The following is a 23,914-nucleotide window of genomic DNA, read 5'->3' as shown; positions in this document are numbered from 1 at the left end:
GCGCCATCACGCGCAGGCTGCCTAACCTCTCACCCCAGATGGACCAGAGCCTCCGCTCCTGAACACCGCTGAATGTCCCAAATCATCTGACGACAGACAAGGCCCATCCTGCGCGATCTGCGAAGCCTGTACGCTGTACCAATAACCGCATTGATGGGAGCGGCCCTGCATTAAATCAGCTGCGCTGTGTCCAAAACTCCGCCTTTTTTTAATTCCAAGCGACCTTATCCGCAGTGCGGTAGGCTGCCTCCAACCAGGACGCTCAGGCTCACTGTGCGAGTCACGGACAAAGATTGGGCATTGATGAAAACGTTCAGGATCGGATCAGCGGCGTGAGCGTTCTTTGTCCCTGTCGATGGCGATCAGTCGGCCAGGAGGATCACCTATCATGCGCTACGCTGCTGTCGCTCTTACAGCCCTGGGGCTGCTGTCCATTGTACCTGCAGTGAATGCTCAAGCGCTCGGCCGTGAGGAACGTGCCGCACAGGGACGGGCCGAACGTGGGGCCGAGCGGCGGGAGCGTATCCGGGAGCGGATGCATGAGAACCGTTTGAAGTACGAGGCTGCTCACGCGAACGAGCGAGCGATCCGGCGCGAGCAGAACAGCATCGCCTATCGCGACCGCACCATGGCAAACACGCCAGCACGGCAGCGTGCAGATGCACGAGATCAGAAGAGCATCCGCGGCCATATGCGCTGACACACGTCAGACCAGCAGGTCGGAACCCGAGAGGCCGGCCTGCGAGGAACGAGTATTGGACGCTCATGCCTTTCGCCCGTCTGCCAAGACCTGCTGAGGCAGGGCCGTTCGCCGGTTGAGCGTTATGGAACCAATGCCCTCCAGCATGCCCGTATGGCTCACCCGCGGAGAGGTGAGCCATACGATCTGGCCTACTTCGCCTCAGGCAAACAACATGACGTCGTTGTGGTTTGTGCCTGTGAGCAGATCGAAGTTGGTCACTCCGACGAGCTGAAACGTCTCGCTCGCGCCGCCGTGCGCCGCATCCGCTGTGATGGTGTAGCTGTCTGTCGTTCCGATTTGGCTCAGCTTTGCTCCCGAGCCGAAGCCGTAGAAAGCTAAGGCGTCACCCACGGCCGCGCCTGCCCCAGTAAAGTCTACGACCTGATCGCCTTGCGTCTCGCCAGCGTGGAAGACAAAAGTGTCGTTGCCTCCGCCGCCCGTCAGCGTGTCCGCGCCGCCCCGGCCGTCGAGAACGTTGACGCCAGGATTGCCGACGATCTTGTTTGCTAGTGCGTTGCCAGCGCCGCTGAGCGCCCCGCTGGTACCCAGGCTTAGGTTCTCGACGTTGTCGGACAGCACATAGCTCACCTGAGAGACCACTCGGTCTGTTCCTTGGTGAGCAAGTTCCACCACCACGTCACCCGCATTGTCGATGTAATAGGTGTCACTACGTGCGCCACCAATTAAAGTGTCTGCCCCGAGCTTTCCGTTCAGCTTATCTACCCCAGAACCACCGATGATAATGTTAGCAACCTCATTACCGGTGCCGTTGAATCCAAATATGCCAGTATAGATCAGATTTTCAATATTAGATCCGATAATGTAACTTTCTAGGCTAGTCCGAACTGTGTCGATACCGCCGTTGAAAGCTTCTACAATATTGACGCCAATCTTGTCGACCACGTAGGTGTCGTCACCACCACCATCAATGTCCGGCATAAACGTATAACTATTCTCTACGTTCCAACTAATGGATTGCTCAAGATCCGAGCGATCGCCTCGGACCCAATCCGTGGTATCATATGCCCTAGCCGTTATCTCAAACGTTCCGGATGTAAAACCAAGGTGTTCAAGGCTTAGGCTTTCGCCCCAATTTGAAAATGTTGACCCATTTACAGTCCAATCTACTGATATGATATTTGGGTCGACAACGTCTATATGAAGATGCCGAATGTCTGTAAGGGTTGTATCATTGGGATCATAGCTATCAATCGGGTCGACATATTTATAAAAACTATGGATGAATTCTTCACGGGCGATCGGATCGAATGGACGATCTAAATCTCTCATCTTTGAGGATTGTGTAGGTCGATAGACACCCTCATCATAATTGGCACCACCCTCATAACTTCCGACGGTGCCTAGGATCGGATCGATGTAGCCAATCCATTCTGACCACTTGGCTCCGGCGGGATCAGTGGTGACATTGGGAGCATAAAGCTCTGGATCGTTGTACCGACCAGAGATGCCGCCGTACTCGTCTCCCAGTCCTGCGAATGAATGACCGATTTCGTGAACAGCGACATCCTTCGCATGAACATTGCCGGCGGCGTAAACGCCGTAATACCCACCGCCGCCGCCATACTTAGTATCATTGACCAAAATGTATCGCATTTCCGCATTAATATTTGTGCCGTCCAATGCGCGTTTTAGTATTTCGTTTGCCTTTGATTGGTCAACGTAGAGGAGCCTATCTGTGATTCCATCCCATTTGTAGCTTGCGTTCAGAGCTGTATCTCGAATTACCCCGGATGTTGGGTCATCGGCGCCAGATTCTTTTGACATAACGTCAATAGCAGAAATATTGAAGAACTGTTTATAACGTCCGAATGGTTGCGTCAAAAATCCGTCATCGAAGAGATAACCTAAAAGAGAATCAACATCAGCCTGGTAATTGGTTATTATTTCTCCAGATGTATAGCCATCACCCATCAATATCATATCAATACGGTTCGCGCTGGATCCCGTGTTATAAACTTGACGGAGAATGGCCATGAAGCGTCAATCCACTAAAAATAAATGCTTTCGTCCGGAGATCCGGCACCTCATTGGTACCTTAGGATTTTACTATACCAAAGGCGATGCAAGCAATTGAACAGGGAAAAATATCAATGCAGTTGCTGAAAGGGTGGTTTTACAACCCCTTGCGCCGGCCTTGCTATACACCGCAAAGGTTGAGCCCGCGTTCTGCGTATAGCTTGGCATGTCGGGTATCCGATCGTTTTACCGACAGATGCGACCGCATACGGCAAAGTCAGGGCTGCATCAATTCATTTGTACAATAGAACGACTTCCTCTAGATAGCTTTACACTACCGCAGTGCCAGATAGGCATATTTCATCAATATAGATTTTATACCAAAACGTTGAAATGATGAGTAGATAGCTCAATTTTCGTATTCCTGCCATAAGAGCTTTAGCAGGAGAAAGGCCCGTTTGCTGGACCTGTCGGGCAAGCCATTTCGCGTGCACGAGCCTGACCTGCACGGGCATGCGGGTTAGGCCAATGCGCTGGGCGATCGCGGTTCGATGATGGCCTCCGACGATGCGGATGGGTTCCCCATCGGCCGAGATGGCGATGCTGACTTCCCGCTCCTGCAGCTCGGCCTTGCTGCTGCGGACCATGTTACGGGCAAAAGCGTTGCTGATTTCGCGGGACACCTGCCGGCGCGGTAGAAATCCATGCCGCTCGATGCTGAGCCTGAGATTTCGGTAATGCTCGAAGTAGCTCCGGATCAGTTCCGGGGTTGAGAGGCGGACGCCGTTGTGGATTTGGGGCCGCCCGAGGGCTGCGACCGAGAGAAGCTGTCGATAGGCGGCCGTCTCCTGGAGGCGATCTTCGGGCTCAAAGATGGCCTCCATCTCAAGGTGCACCTCCGACGGTTCTAGCGCAACGAGCGCCTGCTCCCAGTCGCCCTGGTCCAGGAACCAATGCGAAAGACGGACGTGGTCGCGCCCATCCGAGACAACGTCGATTAGGCGACGCTTGAGCCGGGCCGGATCGATCTCGGTCATCAGATCATCTTTGAAACCGCGCTCGACGTACTCAAAGCGGGCAGCCCGGACGCTTCGTCCTTCCGAGACGCGGCAGAACGCGGTTGCGAACCCCCAGTCCGACAGGGGGCCAGGTCGAATTAGGGGGGAGACGAGCCGCGCGGCTTGACGCGCCGGCGGCATCGCGGGCGTGGCAGCAGCCTGCTCATGGCCGGGCGCGCCTACGTAAGCAACTTGTGTTCTGCGACTATTGGATTTGAGCCGAGCAGCCTTCGTCTCAGCACATATTAGGTCGCGCAGCGCCGGCTTTATCATCTTCCTTCTATCCTACGAAACTGGCGGGCACTGCATTCTGACAGCGCACGGCCTTTCGAAGCTCGGCAAAAATGCAACCATGCGCAGTGAAAAGCGCAGCGTATGCTTAGATTTATGCCAACCCGCGAAATGCAAAGCCCCCTCTTTGCATGTGTAATCAGTTGAATAATCGTAGTATTATTTCGGCTAAGGTCACGACCAGATAAAAAGGTAATTCCGCGTGACGTGACAGCGAAGCAGAGGTTAGCTGGATACAATGCGCACTGTCTACGGCAAAAGCTTTGGCGGATCAGGAGGTCTGCAAACGACCTCAACCAAGGTGCGGGAAAGCACCATTGCTGCAAGACTGCTACTGTCCCCGCCTGCGCCAACGGCATGGCTCGTCGATGTCAGTTATTCGACCGTAAACCTGACGCTCAAACCCGTCAGAGAAGTCTGTCGGGAATTCAAAATCGATAGGCTTTGAGCCCGATACGGCCCTGCTGATGAGGAACCGTTCGCCAGCTGGGCATTATTGAACCTTGCACCCAGCGTTGTTCATCGCTGGGTCGCCGAGCGGACCTTTGTATGGCTCAGCCGCTGGGGCGGCCTGTGCCGCGAGCGCGCCGGACGCCTCGAAGTCGCAACGGGCCGCTTTGCCAGCCTCATGGTCACCAACGCCCTCCACAATCCAGCCTGAAACAAAGACCTCAAACAGGCTCTCAAAGAACCAGTATGTCGCCTACATCCAATACCGGCTTGTTGGAAAACGTCGCAATCAGGACCGAGGGCGCGCCATTCAAACCATCGGTATCATAGTAGAGCGCGGCAGCGCTCGGATTGTAAATGATGTGATGATTCGTATTCGTTGCCGCGCTGCCGATAACGAAGGAGGACGGATCGAGCGCTCCGCCGGTTCCGCTCTCCAGTGCAGCGAAGACGGACTTGCTGAACACAATATGGTCAATCCCGTGCTCGAAGTCCTTGATCGTGTCCTTATTGACCTTCGATTCCATTACATCAAACACGAACGCGTCGGCGCCTCCGTTGCCCGTCATGACATCGGCACCCCAGCCGCCGATCAGCGTGTCGTTGCCGGCGCCGGCATAAATTGCGTCGTCGCCGACCAGCCCGATAAGGACGTTGTCGCCGCTGTTGCCTGATAGGGTGTTGGCAAGCGCGTTGCCGGTGCCGTTGAGGTTGAGCTTGCCGGTGAGCGTCAGCTTCTCGATGTCCGTGGCCAACGTATAGGACACGCTCGCGGTCACGCCATCGTTGCCTTCGTTCAGCTTTTCCACCACGACGTCGCCAACGTTGTCGACGATGTAACTGTCGTCACCGAGGCCGCCGATCATCGTATCCGCGCCGGCCAGCCCGTCGAGGCGATCTGCGCCGCCGGAGCCTGTGATCGCATTGGCAAGCGCGTTGCCGGTGCCCGTGAAGGCCGACGCGCCGGTATAGACGAGGTTTTCCAGGTTGGCGCCCAGCGTATGGATCGACAGGTCGGTGCGGACGGTGTCGCTCCCCTCGCCGGCTCTCTCCGTAATCATGTCGCCGGGGCTGTCCACCACGTAGGTATCGTTGCCGAGACCGCCGCTCATCTGGTCGTTGCCCGCGCCGCCATTGATCAGGTCTGCGGCGGCACCGCCCCTGAGCACATCCGCGCCGCCACCGCCGTCCAGGATCATCGCGATGCCACCAAGGGAGCCATCGAGGGTGTCGTTGCCATCAGTTCCCGCGAAGGTGACGCCGCCACGCGCGAGTGCGGTATTGGCCACTGCGCTCGTGAAGGCGAGTGTCGAGCCGGACAGCGAGAAGGCCTCGATGTTGAAACCGGTGAGGTCGACCACGCCGTCAGCCCCGAGATCGAGGACGAAGGCCGCGCCCTGCCCCCCGATCCAGGCGGAGGAGGCGCCGACGACCAGACGGTCCGTTCCGCCGAGGCCGTCCACCGTGTCGAAGCTGAACGGAGAGGCGAGGGTGAAATCGTCATCTCCCTGGGTTCCCCGCAAGGTATCGCCTACGACCGCGTCGGTGACCGCGACCTCGATCACCTGCTCGGTCCTGTTCACGCCGTCCGACGCCACCACGGTGAGGTGATAGGGGCCGTGATCCGGGTTCTCGAAATCGGGGGCTTCGACGAAGTACAGCGTCGAGCCGTCCAATCTGAACAGGTCGGCGTCATCCGTTCCGGGCTTGATGCCCAGGCTGACGGGAGCTCCCACGCTGTCGGGATCGGTGACCGCCAGAGAGGCAACTCGGGTCGTGTTCTCGACGATGGAAAAGCTCGTCGGCGTCGTGAAAACTGGGACGTTGTCGTTCGCATCCTCGATACTGACGGCGACGGTCTGCCGGGTGCTGTTGACGCCGTCCGATGCAACGAGCGTGACGCTGTAGACCGGGCCGTGTGACGCTTCGTAGTCAACGGGATCTACGAATTGCAGCCGGTCACCCACCATTGCGAACAGGGTCGAATCCCCGCTCTCCGGTAGGATGCTGAACGTGACCGCCTCGCCCGTCGTATCCGCGTCGCTCGCCGCAAGGGTCCCGATCACGATCGTGTTTTCGGCGACGGCGAAACTGGCGGCGCTAGTGAAGACCGGTGCGTTGTCGTTCGCATCCCCGATACTGACGGCAAACGCGTGCTCGACGCTGCGGCTGGACCCGTCAGTCAGCCTCACCGTGATGGTGTGACGGCTCGCCAGCTCAAAATCGGGGTGCCCGGCAACGATCAGATTGGCGCCGTCGAGGCGAAACATTCCGGCGGCATCGTCGAGCAGGGTGAAGGCGTTCTCTCCGGAGGGATCCATCGCCTGCAGCGTGCCAACGACCGTCCCGACGGCGGCGTTCTCGTCTACGTGAGCGGACGGGAGGGCGAAGTCCAGGGGCGGCCGATCGGTCGAAGCATCGGCTTTCTGAAACGCGACAGTGATCGTCTGCTCGGTCGCATTGAGCCCGTCGGACGCGATCACCGTCACGCTGTAGTTGGGTCCGTGATCGGCCTCGTGATCCACGGGCTCGACGAACTCAAGACGCTGATCCACGATGCGGAACAGCGACGCCTCGCCGGCATCTGGCTTGATGCTGAAGCTGACGGGGCTGCCCGTCACGTCGGCGTCGCGCGCTGTCAGGTCGACGACCTTTGTCTGCCCACCCGTGACGGTGACGCTGGCCGGTGAGGTAAAGACTGGAGCGTTGTCGTTTGCATCCTCAACGACGACGGTGATCGCCTGCTCCGTCGCGTTGACACCATCCGAGGCGACGACCGTGACGCTGTAGGTAGCAGCGTGTGGCCCTTCGCGATCGATGGGATCGACGAATTCGAGACGTCCGCCCACCACCCGGAAGAGGTCGGCGTCGGCCGTGTCCGGCTTGATGCTGAAATTGATCGCCTCTCCCGTGGTATCGGCGTCACGAGCGGCAAGATCGGCGACGTAAGTTTCGTTCTCGGTCACGACGAGGTTCGTCGACGTCGTGATGACGGGCGCGGTGTCGTTGACGTCCTGCACGGTGACGGCAATCGCCTGCTCGGTCGCGTTGAGCCCGTCGGACGCGACCACGGTCACGCTGTAGGTGGGTCCGTGGCTGGCCTCGTGATCCGCGGGCTCGACGAACTCGAGATCGTGGTTGAGCAATCTGAACCAGGCCGCGTCACCGGTTCCGGGCTTGAGGCTGTACCGGATCGGCCCTCCCACGCTGTCGGCATCGCTCACGGCGAGGGTCGCGACCTTGGTGGTGTTCTCCAAAACGGCGTAGCTGTCCGGGACAGCGAAGACCGGCGCACTGTCGTTGACGTCGGTGACCTCGACCTTGACGCTCTGTTCGGTGGTGTTGATGCCGTCCGAGGCGACGATGGTCACGCTGTACGGGCCGTGGTTCGCGCTCTCGAAATCCGGGGGGGCGACGAAGGAGAGCTGCGATCCGGAAATCCGGAACAGGGCGGCGTCGGCCCCGTCGGCCCGGATGCCGAAGGTGATCGTCTCGCCTGTCGTATCCGCGTCGCTGGCCGACAGAGCGAGCACCTGCGTCTGGTTCTCGGGCACGATCACAGTGGCCGGCAGCGTCATGACGGGGGCCATGTCGTTCTGGTCGGCCACGACGACCTTCAGCGTCTGCAGCACCTCGTGGGTGCCGTCGCTCGCTTTGACCTGCAGGTCGTACCGGGGGCCATGCACGCCCTCGAAGTCGGCGTGCGCCACGAATTCGAGTTCGTTTTCGTTCACGATGCGGAACAGGCTCGCATCCGGACCACCTGCGATGGTGTAGACGAGCGCGTCGCCGGCATCCGCGTCACTCGCCGCGAGAGTGAGAACCTGGGTATTGTTCTCGAATATGACGACGGTGGCGGGCGAGGTGAAGACCGGCGGTGTGTTCACGGGCGGTTGGACCGTGATCGACGCGGACACCGCCCCAGACGTCAGCGCGCCGTCGGACAGGCGGTACGTGAAGCTGTCCGTCCCCGTGAAGCCGCGTGTGGATGTGTAGCTGACTACGCCGTCGGCGTTGACCTGAAGGGCACCGTGGGCGGGGCCCGACACCAGGCTGACCTGGAGCCCGGTTCGCCCGGCCTCCAGATCCCAGTCGTTGGCGAGGACGCTGAGCGCCGTGACGGCGCCTGACAGGGCGAAGAAGCTGTCCGCGACGGCGATCGGTGCGTTGTTGGCGGTGGTGCTGAACTGGCCCTCGGCGAAGGTCAGCCATTCGATCGACGACAGCGTGTCGGTGCCATCGACGCCAGTGACATCCCGCAGCATCAGCGTGCCACCGCTCCTGACGAGTTGATGGTTATGGACCGAGGCCTGATAGGCGGCCGTGTCCGTCCCCGATCCGCCAATCAGCGTATCGTTTCCGCCAAGCCCGATCAGGGTGTCGTTGCCGGACGATCCGTCGAGCGTGTCCGCGTCGGTACCGCCCACCAACGTCTCCGCGCCGGTACCGCCGGTACCCTTGAACGCACCGCTTCCCAGAAATTCGCTCCGCTCGACGTTCTTGGGCAACGTGTAGAGATTGAGCGTGGTGCGAACCAAGTCGATGCCGCCCGTCCCGTATTCAATCACCGTGTCGTCGACGTTGTCGACGTAATAGACGTCGTTATCGAGCCCGCCGGTCATCGTGTCCGCGCCCGCGCCGCCGTCGAGAATGTCGGCGCCACCGTAGGTGTTCAGGACATCGTTGCCGTTGCCCCCGGTCACCTTGTTGGCCGCATCGTTGGCGTTGCCCTTGAACGCGCTGGAGCCCGTGAAGACGAGGTTCTCGAACGAAGCGGAGAGGGTGTAGCTGGACAGGCTGGTGACGATCGTATCGACCCCGCCTCCGCCGTTCTCGGACACGATGTCTCCGGTATTATCCACGACGTAGGTGTCGTTGCCCGTGCCACCGTTCATGGTGTCGGCCCCGCTGCCGCCATCCAGCACGTCGTCGCCGCCCCCGCCCTGAAGCGTGTCGGTGCCATCGTTGCCGGACAGGACGTTGGCCGCGTCGTTGCCGGTGATGCGGTTGGCCAGTTCGTTGCCGGTGCCGTTGATCGCCGCCGACCCAATGAGAATCAGCGCTTCTACATCCGTCGGCAGGGCGAAGCTGGCGCTTGCATAGATCGTGTCACTGCCCCCGCCATCGATCTCGGACACCCGGTCGCCGGCCGCGTCGACGTAGTAGGTATCGTTGCCGGCTCCGCCATACAGGGTGTCGTCGCCGACGCCGCCGTCGAGGATGTCGTTGCCGAGCAGGCCGTAGATCTGGTCGTCGCCACCGCGGCCGTAGAGCGCGTCCGTCGAGCTTCCGCCGCGCAAGGTGTTGGCAAGCTCATTGCCCGCGCCCGATAATGCCCCCGATCCGCCGAAGACGAGGTTCTCGACAAAGTCCGGCAACGTATAGTTCGCGATCGAGACCTTGGCGGTGTCTATCCCTTCGTCCGCGAACTCGCGCACCACGTCGCCGGTATTGTCCACGAAGTAGGTGTCGTCGCCGGTGTCGCCGATCATCATGTCGGCGCCGGTGCCGCCATCCAGCAGGTCGTTGCCCGCGCCGCCCGACAGAGTGTCGCTGGCTTCGGCTCCGAACAGGTAGTCGTCGCCACCAAGTCCGTAGAGCTGGTTGGCGAGCGTGTCGCCCGTCAGGCGATTGTTGAGCGCATTCCCCGTGCCGGAGACCGCCTTGCCGAGCAGCACGAGGTTCTCAACATTGGCGCCGAGCACGTAGTTGTCGGCGATCCGCACCGTATCCGTGCCGCCATCGTTCATCTCGACGACGGTGTCGCCCAGGTTGATGATGAAGGTGTCGTTCCCTGCTCCCCCTATGAGCTGGTTGATGCCTTCGCCACCGAACAGAAGGTCGTCGCCGGAACCACCGTCCAGAACGTCGTCGCCGGCATCCCCGTAGATCTCGTCGCTGCCGGCCCCGCCCAACACCGTATCATCGCCGTTCCCGCCAGAGAGCAGGTCATCGCCCTCGTCGCCAGAGACGAAATCGTTGCCATCGCCGCCGCGTATAAGGTCGTTGCCCTTGTTGCCGAACAGTTCATCGGCTCCGCCATAGCCGGCGATCATGTCACCGCTCGTTGTGCCATGGAACTGGTCGGCGTCCGCCGTGCCAAGATTCTCGACGGCCGATGCGCTCGCGCCTCCGCGCAGCCATGCCGCCATCGCTGCGACCTCTCGCGCTTGCCAGGCACGGGATGCGCCAGACAGGTGCGGTCCATCCGCGAGGTCGAGGTCGAGGTCGGTTGGAACGTACTCGACGTGCTCCATCGCCGCTGCAGTGCCAGCCTGGCCCTGCCGGATTGCCTTGTAACCACCCTCCTGCCCGCTAACACGTATGGGTCCGAGACCAACGATGAGGACGTCGCTGGCGGGAAGATCCTTCTGAATGCTGGTGAAGAGTGTCGTCAGGCCGGACTGGTAGCGGGCGGCCGTGACGCCGACGTCCGCTTCCCCTTGCGCCCAGAGGACGAACTCTGCCTTGCCTCCGGCGCTCGATAGTGTCTGGAGCGCGGCTGGATAGAGGCTGGTCGGCCCGCCTTCCCAGTAGCCGAAGCCGCCGTCGTCCGCTGCAAAGAGGGCGCTGCCGTTGACCGCTCCGTTGACGAAGGCGACTGGCACCCCTCCGAGGCTCGCCGACAGGCTGTTTGCGAAAGCGCCGGCACCGGCGCCCTGCACCGGCACCCACTGCCCGGAATCGTACATGTAACCGTTGCCGGCGTCCGACGCGGTCAGGCTCGGCGTCTGATACCAGCCCTTCATGTTGGACTGGCCAAGAGTCAGGACGACGATGCCGACCGCGAGCGATTCACTCCGGATCGTAGAGCCCGTCCGGAATTCGACCGTGTAGCCGCTCCCCTCGGGAATATTGGTGATGAGGCCGCCGACCGTCCAATCGACGACGACCTGACTACCCTTCAATATTCGCGCTGCATCGCCATTGAAGGTGAGCGATGCGCCACTCTCGGCGCGCTGCAAGAAGATCATTGTAATGCCCCAGGATTCTGGGAGCATTATCTACTCATCAGCTTAGCGACAAGCCAAATGCGTAATTGTATTTTACTTCTATCAACTATTATCTGTATAAAAGATTGCACCATGAATTACTTGGTAATGGCTATCCAAGATAATAATTCCAAGCAAATTGGGCCGTATTTTAAAATACTATTTATTGAATTATATTAAATATATAATTATTAAAAACTTATATCAAATATATAATATATCATTACAATAGTAATATAAAGATTTAAATCAAAATATTTCCAGTAAATTTATATGTTTTATCATAAATATCTGAATATTGCTTTACATTTTAGATGGATAGGGAATACTTCAAGCCTTAAACGACTGTTGAAAATATATCACAGTGCACGAAAACCGTGTTTAATTAAGTTTGAGGAAGCTTTGCTTATAGAGAAAGCCATCCTGTTCAAAAATTAGGCACATCTCTGTTTCAGCTTCAACCGCAGAGATTTCGAACTGACGTAGAAGCTCGGCATCAAGGCGGCAAATCTCTCCGTCGTGGCCGCTCCGCCTAACGTCTTTCCCGTATTTTTGTTTGCTGAAAGCAGACAGGCAGAAATCCACCCAAAAAGACGGTCGTCCTAACGGTCAGGATGTCGGGTAAACGATCTCTTTCCTGACATTTGATCTTCGCCAAATTTTCGCGAACCTTTTTGTAGAGGGGGTGTCGGGAAAGGCTGACCGGAAATCTCCCGGCTTAAAAACCCTTTCCTCATACCTGACAACAGGCTTGCTTAGATCATCGTAGGATCTTGACCTGATCGCTTGGCTTACGACGGGTCTGCCCCTTTTAATCAACCAGTCCAAAGCCAAGCGACCGGGTCAAGCAGAAGCTGTGATGACCTCCGCCAGGAGCCGGCGCGGCGCGCGAAATTCCGGATGATCCCGGATGATCCCGCCAATTATCTCTGACCGTCGCCAGTTAGCGATGACATGGCCAGGGACGGCCATCCGGCCTTCGCCTGGCCCCGGATCCGGCCCTCCTGGTCTACGCCGCCGTGCCGTCCGGGTCGCGCGGGGCGAGGGTGCCTCAGGCGACCGGTTCGAGCGCCCTGCCCTGCGGCGTGCCGAAGCGCGCGAAGCGCAGGGCCAGGGTCGGCAGGATCAGGAGGTTGAGCACCGTCGAGGTGGCGAGGCCGCCCAGGATCACGATGGCCATCGGGCCCTCGATCTCGCGGCCGGGCTCGCCGGCGCCCAGCGCCAGCGGCAGCAGGCCGAGGCCGGTGACCAGGGAGGTCATCAGGATCGGCACCATCCGGTCGGCGGCCCCGCGAACCGCCGTGTCCCGGTCCCAGGCCTGCCCCTCCTCCACCACGAGGTGCTCGTAATGGGCGATCATCATGATGGTGTTGCGCAAGCTGATCCCGAACAGGGTGACGAAGCCGACGATCGAGCCCAGCGACAGCACGGCCCCGGTGGCGAAGACCGCCAGCACGCCGCCCACGAAGGCGAAGGGCAGGTTGACCAGCACCAGCAGCAGGTTGCGCAGGCTTCCCGTCACGATGGCCAGCAGGAGGACGATGCCGAGGCCGGCCAGCCCCGAATAGACCAGGAGGTCGCGCCGGGCCCGCGCCTGCGCCTCGGCCGAGCCGGCGAAGCCCACATAGGTGCCGGGGGGCAGGGCGACCGCGCGGGCGATCTTGCGCTTGGCGTCGGCCACGAAGCCGGCGACGTCGCGCCCCGTCACGTTGGCGGTGACCGCCTGGACCCGCTGCGCGCCCTCGTGCTGGACCTGGTAGCGGCCGGAGGTCTCGTAGATGTCCGCCACCTGGGCGAGGCGCACCACCCGGCCGCCGGAGCCGCGCAAGGGCAAGTCGCTCAGGGCCGAGAGCCGGCCCCGCGTGGCGGAATCGAGGATGACGAGGACGTTGAACACGGCGTTGCCCGCATAGGTCTGGCCGACGATGTCGCCCTGGTAGGCGGTGCGCACCACCTCCATCACCTCAATGGCCGAGAGGCCCCAGTGGCGCAGGTCGTTGGGCCGCAAGCCCACATTGACCTGGGGCAGGCCCGCCGGGGAACTCTGCTGGATGTCGACGGCGCCCCGCACTTCGGCGAGCTCGCGGGCGATGTCCCGGGCGGCCGTCTCGATGGCGCCGAGATCCGTGCCGAAGACATTGATCACCACCGGGGCGGTGAAGCCCGACACGGTCTCCTCGATGCGCTCGGTGAGGAAGGTCTTGAGGGAGAAGGCGGCCCCGGGGAAGCCCGCCATCACGGCCCGGATCCGGGCCTCCGCCGCCCCCTGCCCCGCCCCGTCGAGGCCGGGTTCGAGGTCGATGTGGATCTCGCTGTAATGGGTGCCGGCGGTGTCCTGGCCGGCCTCGGCCCGGCCGATCTGCGACGCCACCGCCCGGATGCCGGGAATCGCCTTCAGTTCGGCGGTGATGCGGGTGCCGAGCCGCAGGGATTCCTGCAGGGCGGTGCCGGGCGCCGCCGCCATGTGCAGGATCAGGTGGCCCTCCTTGAGGTCGGGCAGGAAGGTCGAGCCGAAGAACGGCAGCATCGCGGCCCCCAGGAGGGTGACGAGGAGGCCGCAGGTCATGAGGACGCGCGGGGCGCGGTCGATCCGGGTGAGTAGGCGGGCGTAGGCGCCGCGCGCGACGCGCATCACCGGCGGGTCCAGGGTCGAGGCCTCGCGCCGGCCGGTGAGCAGCCCCATCGCCAGGGCCGGGGTCACCGTGAGGGCGACGGCGAGCGAGGCCACCACGGCGAGGATGTAGGCGAGGCTCAAGGGGCCGAACAGCCGGCCGGCGATGCCCGACAGGGCGAGGACGGGGAGGAAGACCAGCAGCACCGCGATGGTGGCGTAGGCGACCGCCGTGCGCACCTCCAGGATGGCGTCGAGGACCACCCGTCCCTCGGGGCGCGGGCCGCCGAGGCGGCGGTTCTCGCGCAGGCGCCGGACCACGTTCTCGACGCCGATCACCGCGTCGTCCACCACCTCGCCGATGGCGATGGCGAGCCCGCCCAGGGTCATGGTGTTGAGGCTCTCGCCCAGCGCCTGCAGCGCCACCACGGCGGCGATGAGCGAGAGCGGGATCGCCAGCGCCGAGATCACGGCGGTGCGCCAGTCGTACAGGAAGACGAACAGCACCACGACCACCAGGATGCCGCCGAGCCCGAGGGCCTGGAGCACGTTGCCGTTAGCGATGGCGATGAAGTTGGCCGGCCGGAACAGGTCGGCGTGCAGGGTCACGCCCTCGCGCGCCAGGGCCGGGCGCAGGTCCTCCAGGGCCGCCTCGACCCGCGCGGTGACCGCGCGGGTGTTGGCGCCGTACTGGGCGCCGACCATGAGGAGCACCCCGGGCCGGCCGTCCACCAGGGCGGCGCCGATCGCCGGCTCGCCGGTGGCGACCACGGTGGCGACGTCCGCCAGGGTCACGCTGGCCCCGCCCTCGTTGATCAGCACGGTCCGAGAGACCGCCTCGGGGCTCAGCGACTGCCCGTCGGTCTGGAGGGCGATGCGCTGGTTGGGCGTGTCCACGAAGCCGGCCCCGCGCACGCCCGTGGCTTTCCGCGCGGCGGCGAGCACGTCGTTGACGCCGATGTTGAAGCGCACGAGGTCGTTCGGGCGGATCTGCACCTGCAGCGAGCGCACCGCGCCGCCATAGACCGAGACCTGGGCGATCCCCGGCACGGCGAGGAGGCGCAGGCGCACGGTCCAGTCCGCCAGGGTGCGCAGGTCCATGTCCGAGCGGCTCTGCGTGGTCAGGCCGACGAGCAGCACCGTGCTGGTGGCGGAGGTGAGCGCCGTCATCGCCGGCGGCAGCACCCCTTGCGGCAGGCGGCCGGCCAGCGCCGTCAGCCGCTCGGTGACGAGCTGGCGCACCCGGTAGATGTCGCTGCCGGCCCCGAAGGTGACGGTGATCACCGACAGGCCCTGGATCGAACTCGAGCGCAGGGAGACCACCCCCGGCAGGCCGTTGACCGCGACCTCCACGGGTTGGGTCACCAGCACCTCGACCTGTTCCGGGTTGAGGCCGGGGGCCTCGGTCTGGATCACCACGGCGGGGGGCGCGAATTCCGGGAAGACGTCGTACTGGGCATCGGCCAGCACGACGAAGCCGTAGGCGGCGAGCGCCAGGCTGAGCGCCAGGACGACGCCGCGGAAGCGCACGGCGAAGGCGACCAGGGCCGCCTGGGGGCCGCGGGAGCCTCCCGGTCCGGAGCCCGGCGCCTCAATCGTCATCGACGCCGCCCGAGACCTGGAGCTGGCTCTTCATCTCCTCGGAGAGGAGCGCCTGCGCCCCCGAGAGCACGATCTCGGTGCCGCCGGGCAGGTCCTCCACCACGTAGGCGTCGGCCGACATCGGCGGGTCGGCCTTCAGCCGGTGGCGGGCGAAGGCGTCGGGCCCCACCGCCCGGTAGATCCAGGCGGCCCCCTGCCAGTGCACCACCGCGTCCTCGGGCACGCTGAGGCCGGTGACGCTGCGGTCGGAGGCCAGGAAGGCCAGCATGCTCATGCCGGGCAGGAAGCCGCTGTCGCCCGGCACGGTGTAGAAGAAGCTCAGGCCCTGGATGCGCGGGTCCGTGCGGGTGGCGGGCGAGACGTAGGCCAGGGCGACCCGCGCGCTCTGGGGCGGCACCTCGGCGAAGGCCGCCGCCGGCGGGCCCTTCAGGCCCTCCCCCGGCGGCAGGGTGACCTGCACCAGGAAGTCGGTGCGCTCGATCAGCCGGGTGACGGTGGCCGCGCGCGCGACGATGGCCCGGCCGATCACCGGCCCCCATTCCTGCTGGGCGGTGGCCGAGAGGGTGCGCACCTGGGATTCCGCCGCCGCCAGGGCGGCCTGGTCGGTCTGGGCGGTGCCCCCGGCGGTCTCGACCTGCACGGTTGTGGCGTAGGGGCCGAGGGTCCTGGCCCGCTGCAGGGCGCTGCGCGAGACCTCGGCGCGGGCCTGGGCCGTCTGGAGCGCGGCCTGGGCGCTGGCATAGGCGTTGGTCAGGTCGGTGACCCGGGCGAGGTCGAGGACGCTGCCATAGGCCTGCAACTCCTCCCGGTGCTCGGCCAGGGGCCGGGCCTCGGTCGTGATGCCGATGCGGGCGCGCTCGGCGGCCGAGAGGCGCACCACGGTGCGGCCCTCCTCCACGGCTGTGCGCTGGGCCGGCAGGTGCGCGGGCTTCGCCGGCCCGGGGCGGGCCTGGAGGGCCTCGACGTGCTCGCGCAGCTCGCCCAGGAGGAGGGCGCCCTGGGGCGAGACGGCGAGGCCGCCGAGGCCGGCCGCCAGCACGCCGACCAGGAGGAGGGCGAGGAGGAGCGATCGCCACGTCACCGACTGTCTCGCCCTCCCCCTGGTCCGCGGCCGTATCGCCGCTGTGTTCCGCCCGGCATAACCGTGTTCACCCGCAGAGGGAATCGGTGCGCCGAGCGATACCGGGGGATGGGCACGCTGCCGGTTCTCCGCAGGACCGCGGGGATTCGCGCCGCGGCGGCCGCGGACGGATTTCGATGGCGGTGTTGCGCCGGACGGCCTGTCCCCGCGGCCCCCGGCGGGCTATCCCCCGGTCGCCGGTCGCCGGTCGCCGGTCGCCGGCCGCGAGCCCGGCCCGAGCCCAGGGAGATCCGCCCCATGCGCGTCCCGGAGACGCCCGCCGGACGCGCGGCCGAGCCGGCGACCACGGCCTACCCGCTCCTCGTGTTCACGATGCTGCTCTGGGGCGGCAACGTGGTGGCGAGCAAGTGGGCGGCGGGCGAGGTCTCGCCCCAGGTGCTCACCTGCCTGCGCTGGGCCTTCGCCTGCCTCGCCCTGGCGCTGCCGGCCCGGGCCGGCCTCAACGCGGAGTGGGACCGGCTCACGCGCCACTGGCGCTACGTGCTGCTGATGGGAGCGTGCGGCTACACCCTCTACGCCAGCCTGTTCTACGCCGCCGGCCTGTTCACCAGCGGCATCAACATCGCCCTGTTCCAGGGGTCGATCCCGGTCCTCGTCATCCTGATCAACTATCTCGTCCACCGGGTGGCGGTGACGGGGGCGCAGCTCCTCGGCGTCGCCGTGACGCTGGCGGGCGCCATGGTGGCGGCGACCCACGGCGACTGGCGGGTGCTGGCGACCTTCGCCTTCAACCGGGGCGACGTGCTGATGCTGGTCGCCTGCGGGCTCTATGCCGGCTACACCGTGGCGCTCTCCCGCAGGCCCAAGGTCTCGGGCCTGAGCTTCTTCACCGCCGTGGCGCTCTCCGCCTTCGTGACCTCGCTGCCGCCGCTCGCCGCCGAATGGGCGCTGGGCCACACGATCTGGCCGACCGGCAAGGGCTGGGCCATCGTGCTGTTCGTGGCGCTCGGGCCCTCGCTCATCGCGCAGCTCGCCTTCCTGCGCGGCGTCGAGCTGATCGGCCCGAACCGGGCCGGCCTCTTCGTCAACCTCGTGCCGATCTTCGGGGCCGGCCTCGCCATCCTGCTGGTGGGCGAGCCTGTCCGCTGGCACGACGCCCTGGCGCTGGCCCTCGTCATCGGCGGCATCGCCATCGCGGAGCGCCTGGGCCGGCGGCGGTGAGGGGCCCAGCCGCCGGCGGCATCGGACGTCACGGGTTGCGTGGCGAGACCGGCGGAGGGGAGATTCAGGCGAGGACCTGCAATCCGTGCTTCTGGACGACGCTCAGCAGCTTGAGCGCCATCCCGCTCGGCCGCTTGGCGCCGGTTTCCCACTTTTCGACGGTGCTCTCGCTCGTGTTGAGATAGCGTGCGAAGACGGGCTGGCTGACGTTGTTGGCCTCACGGATCCGCTTGATCTGAGCAGGATCGATGGCGCTCGGGACAGCCAGATGACGCGCATCGAAGTCGCGCATCGTCGCCTTGTCGAGGGCACCGACCTTGTGAAGCATAGCCGCAGATGTGTGGATCGCCTCGGAGGCCGCGTTCCTGAACCTAGCTTTCGTCGCCATGGCAAATCTCCGTCAGGTCCCTGTCCGCAATGAGTTCGGCAAGCTGCTCCTCGGTCATCGCCCCGTAAGCCTTGGCGAGGGTTCGAAAGTCCTCCAGTTCGTCGTCCGCGATGTTCGCTTTGTCCTTCTTGGCAAACAGGTATGCGAAGATCCAGTATCGGCCCCCCTTCGCAAGGATGATGCTGCGATACCGGTTCTTGTCCAGGCGCTTCTTGAAGACGCCACTCCCGAGATCGTCGGCTTGACCTCTGGCCACATCCCGGATTGCAGCGCACAGCGCGTCGTCCTGGATGCGAGCCTTTCGAGCGGCTCGGAAAAACCATGCCGTCTTGAAGGTTCTGGGTGTATCGGCCGACATTCCAAATCGTAGCACCGGGTGCTATAAAAATCAAGGATTGGCGGCGATGCGCCCGGCTGCCGTGACGGAAGGGCGGTCGGGCGCCTACCCGCCCCCGCCGGCCGGCCGGCGCAGCTCGAACCGGGTCTCCGGTTCGGCGGTGAAGTAGTCGAAGTAGCCGCCGCGCAGGATCGGCCGCATGGCGCCGGTGTCGACGAGGCCGTCGCGGATGAAGCGGTCGTCGATGTAGATCGAGACCACCTGCCCGATCACCAGGAAGTGGGAGGCGTCGCTGCCGTCGAGCGGCGTCAGCGGCACGGTCTGCAGCCACTTGCACTCCAGGGCGGCCGGCGATTCGGCGACCCGGGGCGGGCGCACCTTTCGCGAGGGCGCCGGGGTCAGGCCCGCGAAGGCGAACTCGCTCTCGCCGCGGGGCAGGGGCGCCGAGGTGGCGTTCACCGCCTCGCGCAGGTCGTAGGTGGCGAGGTTGCAGACGAACTCGCCGCCCTCCTCCGCGAAGGTCATCGCGTCCTTGCGCCCGGCCGAGGAGAACATGACCATGTCGGGGCCGGCCGCCACGGCGTTGAAGTAGGAATAGGGCGCGAGGTTCACCGCGCCGTCGCGGTTCATCGCGCTGATCCAGCCGATCGGGCGCGGGGCCACCAGGGCCTTCAGCGGGTTGTGCGGCAGGCCCTTGGTCTCGGCGTCGTAATGCATGGGGTGCCCCTCAGAGCCGGGTGACGATGTCGGCGAGCGCCGGGCGGGGCCGGTCGGGCGGCACCTCCTGGGCGTGCCCGATATGGATGAAGCCCGCGAGGCGCTCGCCGGGCACGAGGCCGAGGACGTCGAGGATGCGGGAATCGTAGGCGAACCACTCGGTGAGCCACGCCGTGGCGTAGCCCGCGGCGTTGGCCGCCACCACGAGGTTCATCGCCACCGCGCCGGCCGAGAGCACCTGCTCCCATTCGGGAATCTTGATGTGCGGGCCGGCCCGCGACACCACCGCCACCACCAGGGGGGCGAGGGCGAGGCGGTGGCGCTCGAGGTCGAGGCGCGCGGCGTCGGCCTCCGGGTGGTCGGCGGCATAGGCCGCCGCGATGGCGTCGCCGATGCGGGTGCGGGCCTCGCCCGCGATCACCAGGAAGCGCCAGGGCGCCAGCTTGCCGTGGTCCGGCACGCGCGACGCGATGGTGAGGAGCGCGTCGAGCTCGGCCGCGTCCGGGCCCGGTCCCGCGAGGCGGAGGGGCGGGACCGAGCGGCGGGTGCGCAGGAGATCGAGGGTGGTGTTCATGGCATCCCTGGAGCAGGATCGGGCGGATGGGGGCAGGACCGGAGACGCGCGGCCCTCGGGCGACGGGAGCCCGGACCCGCGCGGCCTTGCCGCCGCCATGGTCCGGTTCCAGAGGGCGGGCACCGGGCGCGGCGGCCGTCCGTGACATGGCGCGCCGGCGGCAGATTGGCAACGCCGCCGGGACGCCCCGGTCGGGATTGGGAGGTGCGGGATGGCGCGGGCAGGGTACGGATCGGTCTGGCTGGGCTGCGCCCTCCTCCTCGGCGGTCACCCCGGCACCGCCGCGGCGCAGGACGGCAACGCCTTCCACAACCGGATCGGGCCCAACCTCCCCTCCCCGTCCATGCCCTCCCCTTCGATGCCCTCCCCTTCGATGCCCTCCCCGTCGATGTCGGACCCCTCGCCGCCGCTGCCCAGCGCGGCGAGCGCGGCCCTGACCCTCACGGCGGTGTTCGCGGGCGGCGACAAGCCCCTGCGCTCCGGCCTCGCCTGGCGCATCTACGAGGACCGCCCCGACGGCACGAAGCCCGGCATCGTCGCCCGCTCCGAGGCGGCCGAGCCGAGCTTCACCCTGCCGCCGGGCGCTTACGTCGCCACCGTGACCTACGGCTTCGCCAGCGCCGCGCGCCGGGTCGTCATGGCGGGCCAGCCGGCCGCCGAGCAGCTCAAGGTCAGCGCCGGGGCGCTCAAGCTCTCGGGCGCCATCGGCGACGTGAAGCTCGGCGCCGACCAGCTCGCCTTCTCGGTCTTCGTGCCGATCGGGACGAACTCCGAGGGGCGCCTCGTGCGCAGCGGCGTCAAGGCGGGCGAGCTCCTGCGCCTGCCCGAGGGCACCTACCACGTGGTCTCGACCTATGGCGGCTCGAACGCGATCCAGCGCGCCGACCTCAAGGTGGAGAACGGCAAGGTCACGGACGCCACCCTCAACCACCGCGCCGCCACCCTGACCCTGAAGCTGGTGGCGGCCGAAGGCGCCGAGGCCTTCGCCGGCACCGCCTTCAGCGTGCTGACGCCGGGCGGCGACACCATCCGCGAGGCCATCGGCGCCTTCCCGCAGGTGACCCTGGCGGAGGGGGACTACGTCCTGATCGCCCGCCACGACGGGCAGGTCTACACCCGCGAATTCAAGGTCGAGAGCGGCCTGAACCGCGACGTCGAGGTGATCGCCAAGGCGGGCTGAGCCGAGGCGTCCCGACCGGCGGAGAGAGACGACACGCATGAGGCGACTTGCGATCGGTGCCCTCGTCCTGCTCCTGGCGCCGCTTCTCCTGGTGCCGCGTCCCGCGCGGGCGCAGGGGGCGGATCCCGCGCGGGCGCTCGTGGCGGACGGCTCCGACCGGGAGATCGGTCCGGAACGCGCGGACCGGGTGATCGCCCTCCTGGGACAGGGACTGAGAGCGCCCGCCCCCGCCCGTTACGGCCAGCTCCGTGCCGGCCGCGCGGGGGCTTTCTGCGGCGTCGTCGACACCACCAACCGCATGGGCAATCCCGTGGGGCCCCGCCGCTTCGTCGCCGACCTCGCGGCGGGCATCGCCGGCCTCGTCCCGGACGGGCCCGAACTGCGCAACCCGGCGACGCCGCAGGATTACGCCGCCCTGCAGCGCATCCTGGCCCTCTACGCCGCCAATTGCGCCCCCTGATCCGGGCATCCCCCGGGCACCGCCCGGAGGACGCAACCGCCCGGAGGCCGAACCCGCCGCCCTACGGCGTCGGGGCCTCGCCGTGCTGGCCGTCGAGAGCGACGTCGGCGCTCGGCACGGTCTCGGCCACCGCCTCCGCCCGGATGCGATCCGGCGCGGTCGCCTCCGCCACCAGGGCGGCCAGGGTCTCGTCGAGGCCGCCCGTGCGGGTGTGCTGGCTGCCCAGGCGCCGGACCGAGACGGTGCGCTCCTCGCCCTCCTTGCGGCCGACGACGAGCATCACCGGCACCTTCGCCAGCGAGTGCTCGCGGACCTTGTAGTTGATCTTCTCGTTGCGCAGGTCGGCCTCGACGCGCAGGCCGAGGCGGGTCGCGGCGGCGACCACCGCGCGGGCGTAGGGGTCGGCATCGCCCGTGATGGTGGCGACCACCACCTGCACCGGCGCGAGCCAGAGCGGGAAATGCCCGGCGAAGTGCTCGATCAGGATCCCGGTGAAGCGCTCCAGGGAGCCGCAGATGGCGCGGTGGACCATGACCGGGGGCTTCTTGCCGCTCTCGGCATCGACGTAGAAGGCGCCGAAGCGCTCCGGCAGGTTGAAGTCCACCTGGGTCGTGCCGCACTGCCAGTCGCGCCCGATGGCGTCGCGCAGCACGTACTCGAACTTCGGCCCGTAGAAGGCGCCCTCCCCCGGGTTGATCGCGGTCCTGATCCGGCCCCACGACTGTTCCTCGATCTGGGTGAGCACCCGGGTCATGACGTCCTCGGCATGGTCCCAGAGGGCGTCCGAGCCCACCCGCTTCTCGGGGCGGGTCGAGAGCTTCACCACGATCTCGCCGAAGCCGAAATCGGCGTAGGTGGAGAGGATCAGGTCGTTGATCTTCAGGCACTCGTCGGCGAGCTGGTCCTCGGTGCAGAAGATGTGCGCGTCGTCCTGGGTGAAGCCCCGCACCCGCATCAGGCCGTGCATGGCGCCCGAGGGCTCGTAGCGGTGGACCACGCCGAACTCGGCCATGCGCAGGGGCAGGTCGCGGTAGGATTTCAGGCCGTGCTTGAAGATCATCACGTGGCCGGGGCAGTTCATGGGCTTCAACGCGAACCAGCGCTTGTCCTCGGCCTCGTCGCCGGCGGATTGGGCCGCGAACATGTTCTCGCGGTACCAGCCCCAGTGGCCGGAGGTCTCCCACAGGGCCTTGTCGAGGATCTGGGGGGCGTTGACCTCCTGGTAGTCGCCGCGCAGGCGCCGGCGCATGTAGGCGATCAGCTCCTGGAACACGGTCCAGCCCTTGGCGTGCCAGAACACGACGCCCGGCCCCTCCTCCTGGAAGTGGAACAGGTCCATCTCGCGCCCCAGGCGCCGGTGGTCGCGGCGCTCGGCCTCCTCCAGGCGGTGCAGGTAGGCGTCGAGGTCCTCCTTGGTCGCCCAGGCGGTGCCGTAGATGCGGGTCAGCATCGGGTTGTTGGAATCGCCCCGCCAGTAGGCGCCCGCCACCTTCATCAGCTTGAAGGCTGTGCCGACCTTGCCCGTCGAGGTCATGTGCGGGCCGCGGCAGAGGTCGAACCAGTCGCCCTGGCGGTAGACCTTGAGGTCCTCGCCGGGCGGGATCGCGTCCACGAGCTCGACCTTGTAGGCCTCGCCCTTCCCGGCGAAGAGCGCCCGGATGTCGTCGCGCTTCCAGACCTCCTTGGTGAAGGGGGCGTCGCGCGCGATGAGTTCGCGCATCTTCGCCTCGATCTTCGGGAAGTCCTCCGGGGTGAAGGGCTCGTCCCGGGCGAAGTCGTAGTAGAACCCGTTCTCGATCACCGGGCCGATGGTGACCTGCGTGCCCGGCCACAGGGCCTGCACCGCCTCCGCCAGCACGTGGGCGCAGTCGTGCCGGATCAGCTCCAGGCTGCGCGGGTCGGTGCGGTCGAGGAACTCGATGCGGGCATCCTGCGCGATCGTGTCGTCGAGGTCGCGCACGGTGCCGTCGAGGGCCATGGCGACGGTGCGCTTGGCCAGGGACTTGGCGATGCCCTCGACGACGGCACGGCCGGTGATCGCGGCGTCGTAGCTGCGGGTGTTGCCGTCGGGGAAGGTCAGGATCGGCATGGCCGGGGGCTCCTTGGAGGCTCACTCCTGCGTACGCGGCAGGTAAGCGGGGGGCGGGTCGGGGTCGGCGCGGCCCCGATGCGGCGCCGCGCCGGGCCGTTTAGACCCATTCGCATCGGGAAGGAACGCGGATTCCGCGCATCC

14 protein-coding genes are annotated in these 23,914 nt (G+C 65.3%); 4 read left to right on the top strand and 10 right to left on the bottom strand.

The features are described 5' to 3' along the window. Positions 1-388: 388 nt before the first annotated feature. A complete protein-coding gene (locus tag ASF41_RS24675; protein WP_156653230.1) occupies positions 389-700 on the top strand; it encodes a hypothetical protein in 312 nt (103 codons plus the stop codon). Positions 701-901: 201 nt separating this feature from the next. On the opposite strand, the gene ASF41_RS26430 is transcribed toward ASF41_RS24675, so the two are convergent. The 5 genes from ASF41_RS26430 to ASF41_RS07260 all read right to left on the bottom strand — a co-directional run bounded on the left by ASF41_RS26430 (position 902) and on the right by ASF41_RS07260 (position 16,804). Continuing rightward, the gene (locus ASF41_RS26430; RefSeq protein WP_082504151.1) at positions 902-2,737 is read right to left on the bottom strand and encodes a M64 family metallopeptidase; all 1,836 of its coding nucleotides are present in this window, start codon (positions 2,735-2,737) and stop codon (positions 902-904) included. A 311-nt stretch (positions 2,738-3,048) separates the two neighbouring features. Continuing rightward, entirely contained in the window at positions 3,049-4,050 is a 1,002-nt protein-coding gene (locus ASF41_RS07275; protein ID WP_156653229.1) for a hypothetical protein, read from the bottom strand. Between the two features lie 701 nt (positions 4,051-4,751). Further along, entirely contained in the window at positions 4,752-11,492 is a 6,741-nt protein-coding gene (locus tag ASF41_RS07270; protein ID WP_162242105.1) for an Ig-like domain-containing protein, read from the bottom strand. 1,069 nt (positions 11,493-12,561) lie between these two features. Beyond that, positions 12,562-15,723 carry an efflux RND transporter permease subunit gene (locus ASF41_RS07265; RefSeq protein WP_056491983.1) on the bottom strand — a complete coding sequence of 1,054 codons (3,162 nt, stop codon included), beginning with the start codon at positions 15,721-15,723 and terminating at the stop codon, positions 12,562-12,564. Beyond that, a complete protein-coding gene (locus tag ASF41_RS07260; protein WP_056214238.1) occupies positions 15,713-16,804 on the bottom strand; it encodes a hypothetical protein in 1,092 nt (363 codons plus the stop codon). Before ASF41_RS07260 ends, ASF41_RS07265 begins: the two co-directional genes overlap by 11 nt. A 297-nt stretch (positions 16,805-17,101) precedes the next feature. Here ASF41_RS07260 and ASF41_RS07255 point away from each other — a divergent pair, with 297 nt between their 5' ends. Then, positions 17,102-18,025: a DMT family transporter gene (locus ASF41_RS07255; protein ID WP_056491980.1), complete on the top strand. Its 924-nt coding sequence runs from the start codon at positions 17,102-17,104 to the stop codon at positions 18,023-18,025. 64 nt (positions 18,026-18,089) lie between these two features. On the opposite strand, the gene ASF41_RS07250 is transcribed toward ASF41_RS07255, so the two are convergent. The 4 genes from ASF41_RS07250 to ASF41_RS07235 all read right to left on the bottom strand — a co-directional run bounded on the left by ASF41_RS07250 (position 18,090) and on the right by ASF41_RS07235 (position 20,041). After that, positions 18,090-18,413 (bottom strand): DNA-binding transcriptional regulator, encoded by a 324-nt coding sequence (locus tag ASF41_RS07250; protein WP_056277636.1) that lies wholly within the window; start codon positions 18,411-18,413, stop codon positions 18,090-18,092. Beyond that, positions 18,397-18,771, bottom strand: coding sequence for a type II toxin-antitoxin system RelE/ParE family toxin (locus tag ASF41_RS07245; RefSeq protein WP_056491977.1), 375 nt, complete (start codon positions 18,769-18,771; stop codon positions 18,397-18,399). Before ASF41_RS07245 ends, ASF41_RS07250 begins: the two co-directional genes overlap by 17 nt. 84 nt (positions 18,772-18,855) lie before the next feature. After that, the gene (locus ASF41_RS07240; RefSeq protein WP_056214229.1) at positions 18,856-19,467 is read right to left on the bottom strand and encodes a flavin reductase family protein; all 612 of its coding nucleotides are present in this window, start codon (positions 19,465-19,467) and stop codon (positions 18,856-18,858) included. A gap of 10 nt (positions 19,468-19,477) precedes the next feature. Then, the gene (locus tag ASF41_RS07235) at positions 19,478-20,041 is read right to left on the bottom strand and encodes a nitroreductase (protein ID WP_056491974.1); all 564 of its coding nucleotides are present in this window, start codon (positions 20,039-20,041) and stop codon (positions 19,478-19,480) included. A gap of 211 nt (positions 20,042-20,252) precedes the next feature. On the opposite strand from ASF41_RS07235, the gene ASF41_RS07230 reads away from it, so the two are divergent. Both ASF41_RS07230 and ASF41_RS07225 read left to right on the top strand, forming a co-directional pair. Continuing rightward, positions 20,253-21,221: a hypothetical protein gene (locus ASF41_RS07230; protein WP_156653228.1), complete on the top strand. Its 969-nt coding sequence runs from the start codon at positions 20,253-20,255 to the stop codon at positions 21,219-21,221. A gap of 37 nt (positions 21,222-21,258) precedes the next feature. Next, positions 21,259-21,681, top strand: a complete 423-nt coding sequence (locus ASF41_RS07225) for a hypothetical protein (protein WP_056491971.1) — start codon at positions 21,259-21,261, stop codon at positions 21,679-21,681. A gap of 61 nt (positions 21,682-21,742) precedes the next feature. Here ASF41_RS07225 and thrS read toward each other — a convergent pair whose 3' ends face one another. Beyond that, on the bottom strand, positions 21,743-23,770 hold the full coding sequence (gene thrS, locus ASF41_RS07220) for a threonine--tRNA ligase (protein ID WP_056491968.1): 2,028 nt from the start codon (positions 23,768-23,770) through the stop codon (positions 21,743-21,745). Between the last annotated feature and the right edge of the window lie 144 nt (positions 23,771-23,914).

The sequence above is a fragment of the Methylobacterium sp. Leaf111 genome (assembly GCF_001423285.1).
GTDB lineage: Bacteria > Pseudomonadota > Alphaproteobacteria > Rhizobiales > Beijerinckiaceae > Methylobacterium.
This window is presented reverse-complemented; position numbering and strand designations above follow the sequence as displayed.

Excerpts from the sequence above, each read along its gene's own strand:
- ASF41_RS07235 (WP_056491974.1), bottom strand. The coding sequence starts at position 20,041 with ATGAACACCACCCTCGATCTCCTGCGCACCCGCCGCTCGGTCCCGCCC.
- ASF41_RS07245 (WP_056491977.1), bottom strand. The coding sequence starts at position 18,771 with ATGTCGGCCGATACACCCAGAACCTTCAAGACGGCATGGTTTTTCCGA.
- ASF41_RS07270 (WP_162242105.1), bottom strand. The coding sequence starts at position 11,492 with ATGATCTTCTTGCAGCGCGCCGAGAGTGGCGCATCGCTCACCTTCAAT.
- ASF41_RS07275 (WP_156653229.1), bottom strand. The coding sequence starts at position 4,050 with ATGATAAAGCCGGCGCTGCGCGACCTAATATGTGCTGAGACGAAGGCT.
- ASF41_RS07230 (WP_156653228.1), top strand. The coding sequence starts at position 20,253 with ATGGCGCGGGCAGGGTACGGATCGGTCTGGCTGGGCTGCGCCCTCCTC.
- ASF41_RS07240 (WP_056214229.1), bottom strand. The coding sequence starts at position 19,467 with ATGCATTACGACGCCGAGACCAAGGGCCTGCCGCACAACCCGCTGAAG.
- ASF41_RS24675 (WP_156653230.1), top strand. The coding sequence starts at position 389 with ATGCGCTACGCTGCTGTCGCTCTTACAGCCCTGGGGCTGCTGTCCATT.
- ASF41_RS26430 (WP_082504151.1), bottom strand. The coding sequence starts at position 2,737 with ATGGCCATTCTCCGTCAAGTTTATAACACGGGATCCAGCGCGAACCGT.
- ASF41_RS07225 (WP_056491971.1), top strand. The coding sequence starts at position 21,259 with ATGAGGCGACTTGCGATCGGTGCCCTCGTCCTGCTCCTGGCGCCGCTT.
- ASF41_RS07255 (WP_056491980.1), top strand. The coding sequence starts at position 17,102 with ATGCGCGTCCCGGAGACGCCCGCCGGACGCGCGGCCGAGCCGGCGACC.
- ASF41_RS07250 (WP_056277636.1), bottom strand. The coding sequence starts at position 18,413 with ATGGCGACGAAAGCTAGGTTCAGGAACGCGGCCTCCGAGGCGATCCAC.
- ASF41_RS07265 (WP_056491983.1), bottom strand. The coding sequence starts at position 15,723 with ATGACGATTGAGGCGCCGGGCTCCGGACCGGGAGGCTCCCGCGGCCCC.
- thrS (WP_056491968.1), bottom strand. The coding sequence starts at position 23,770 with ATGCCGATCCTGACCTTCCCCGACGGCAACACCCGCAGCTACGACGCC.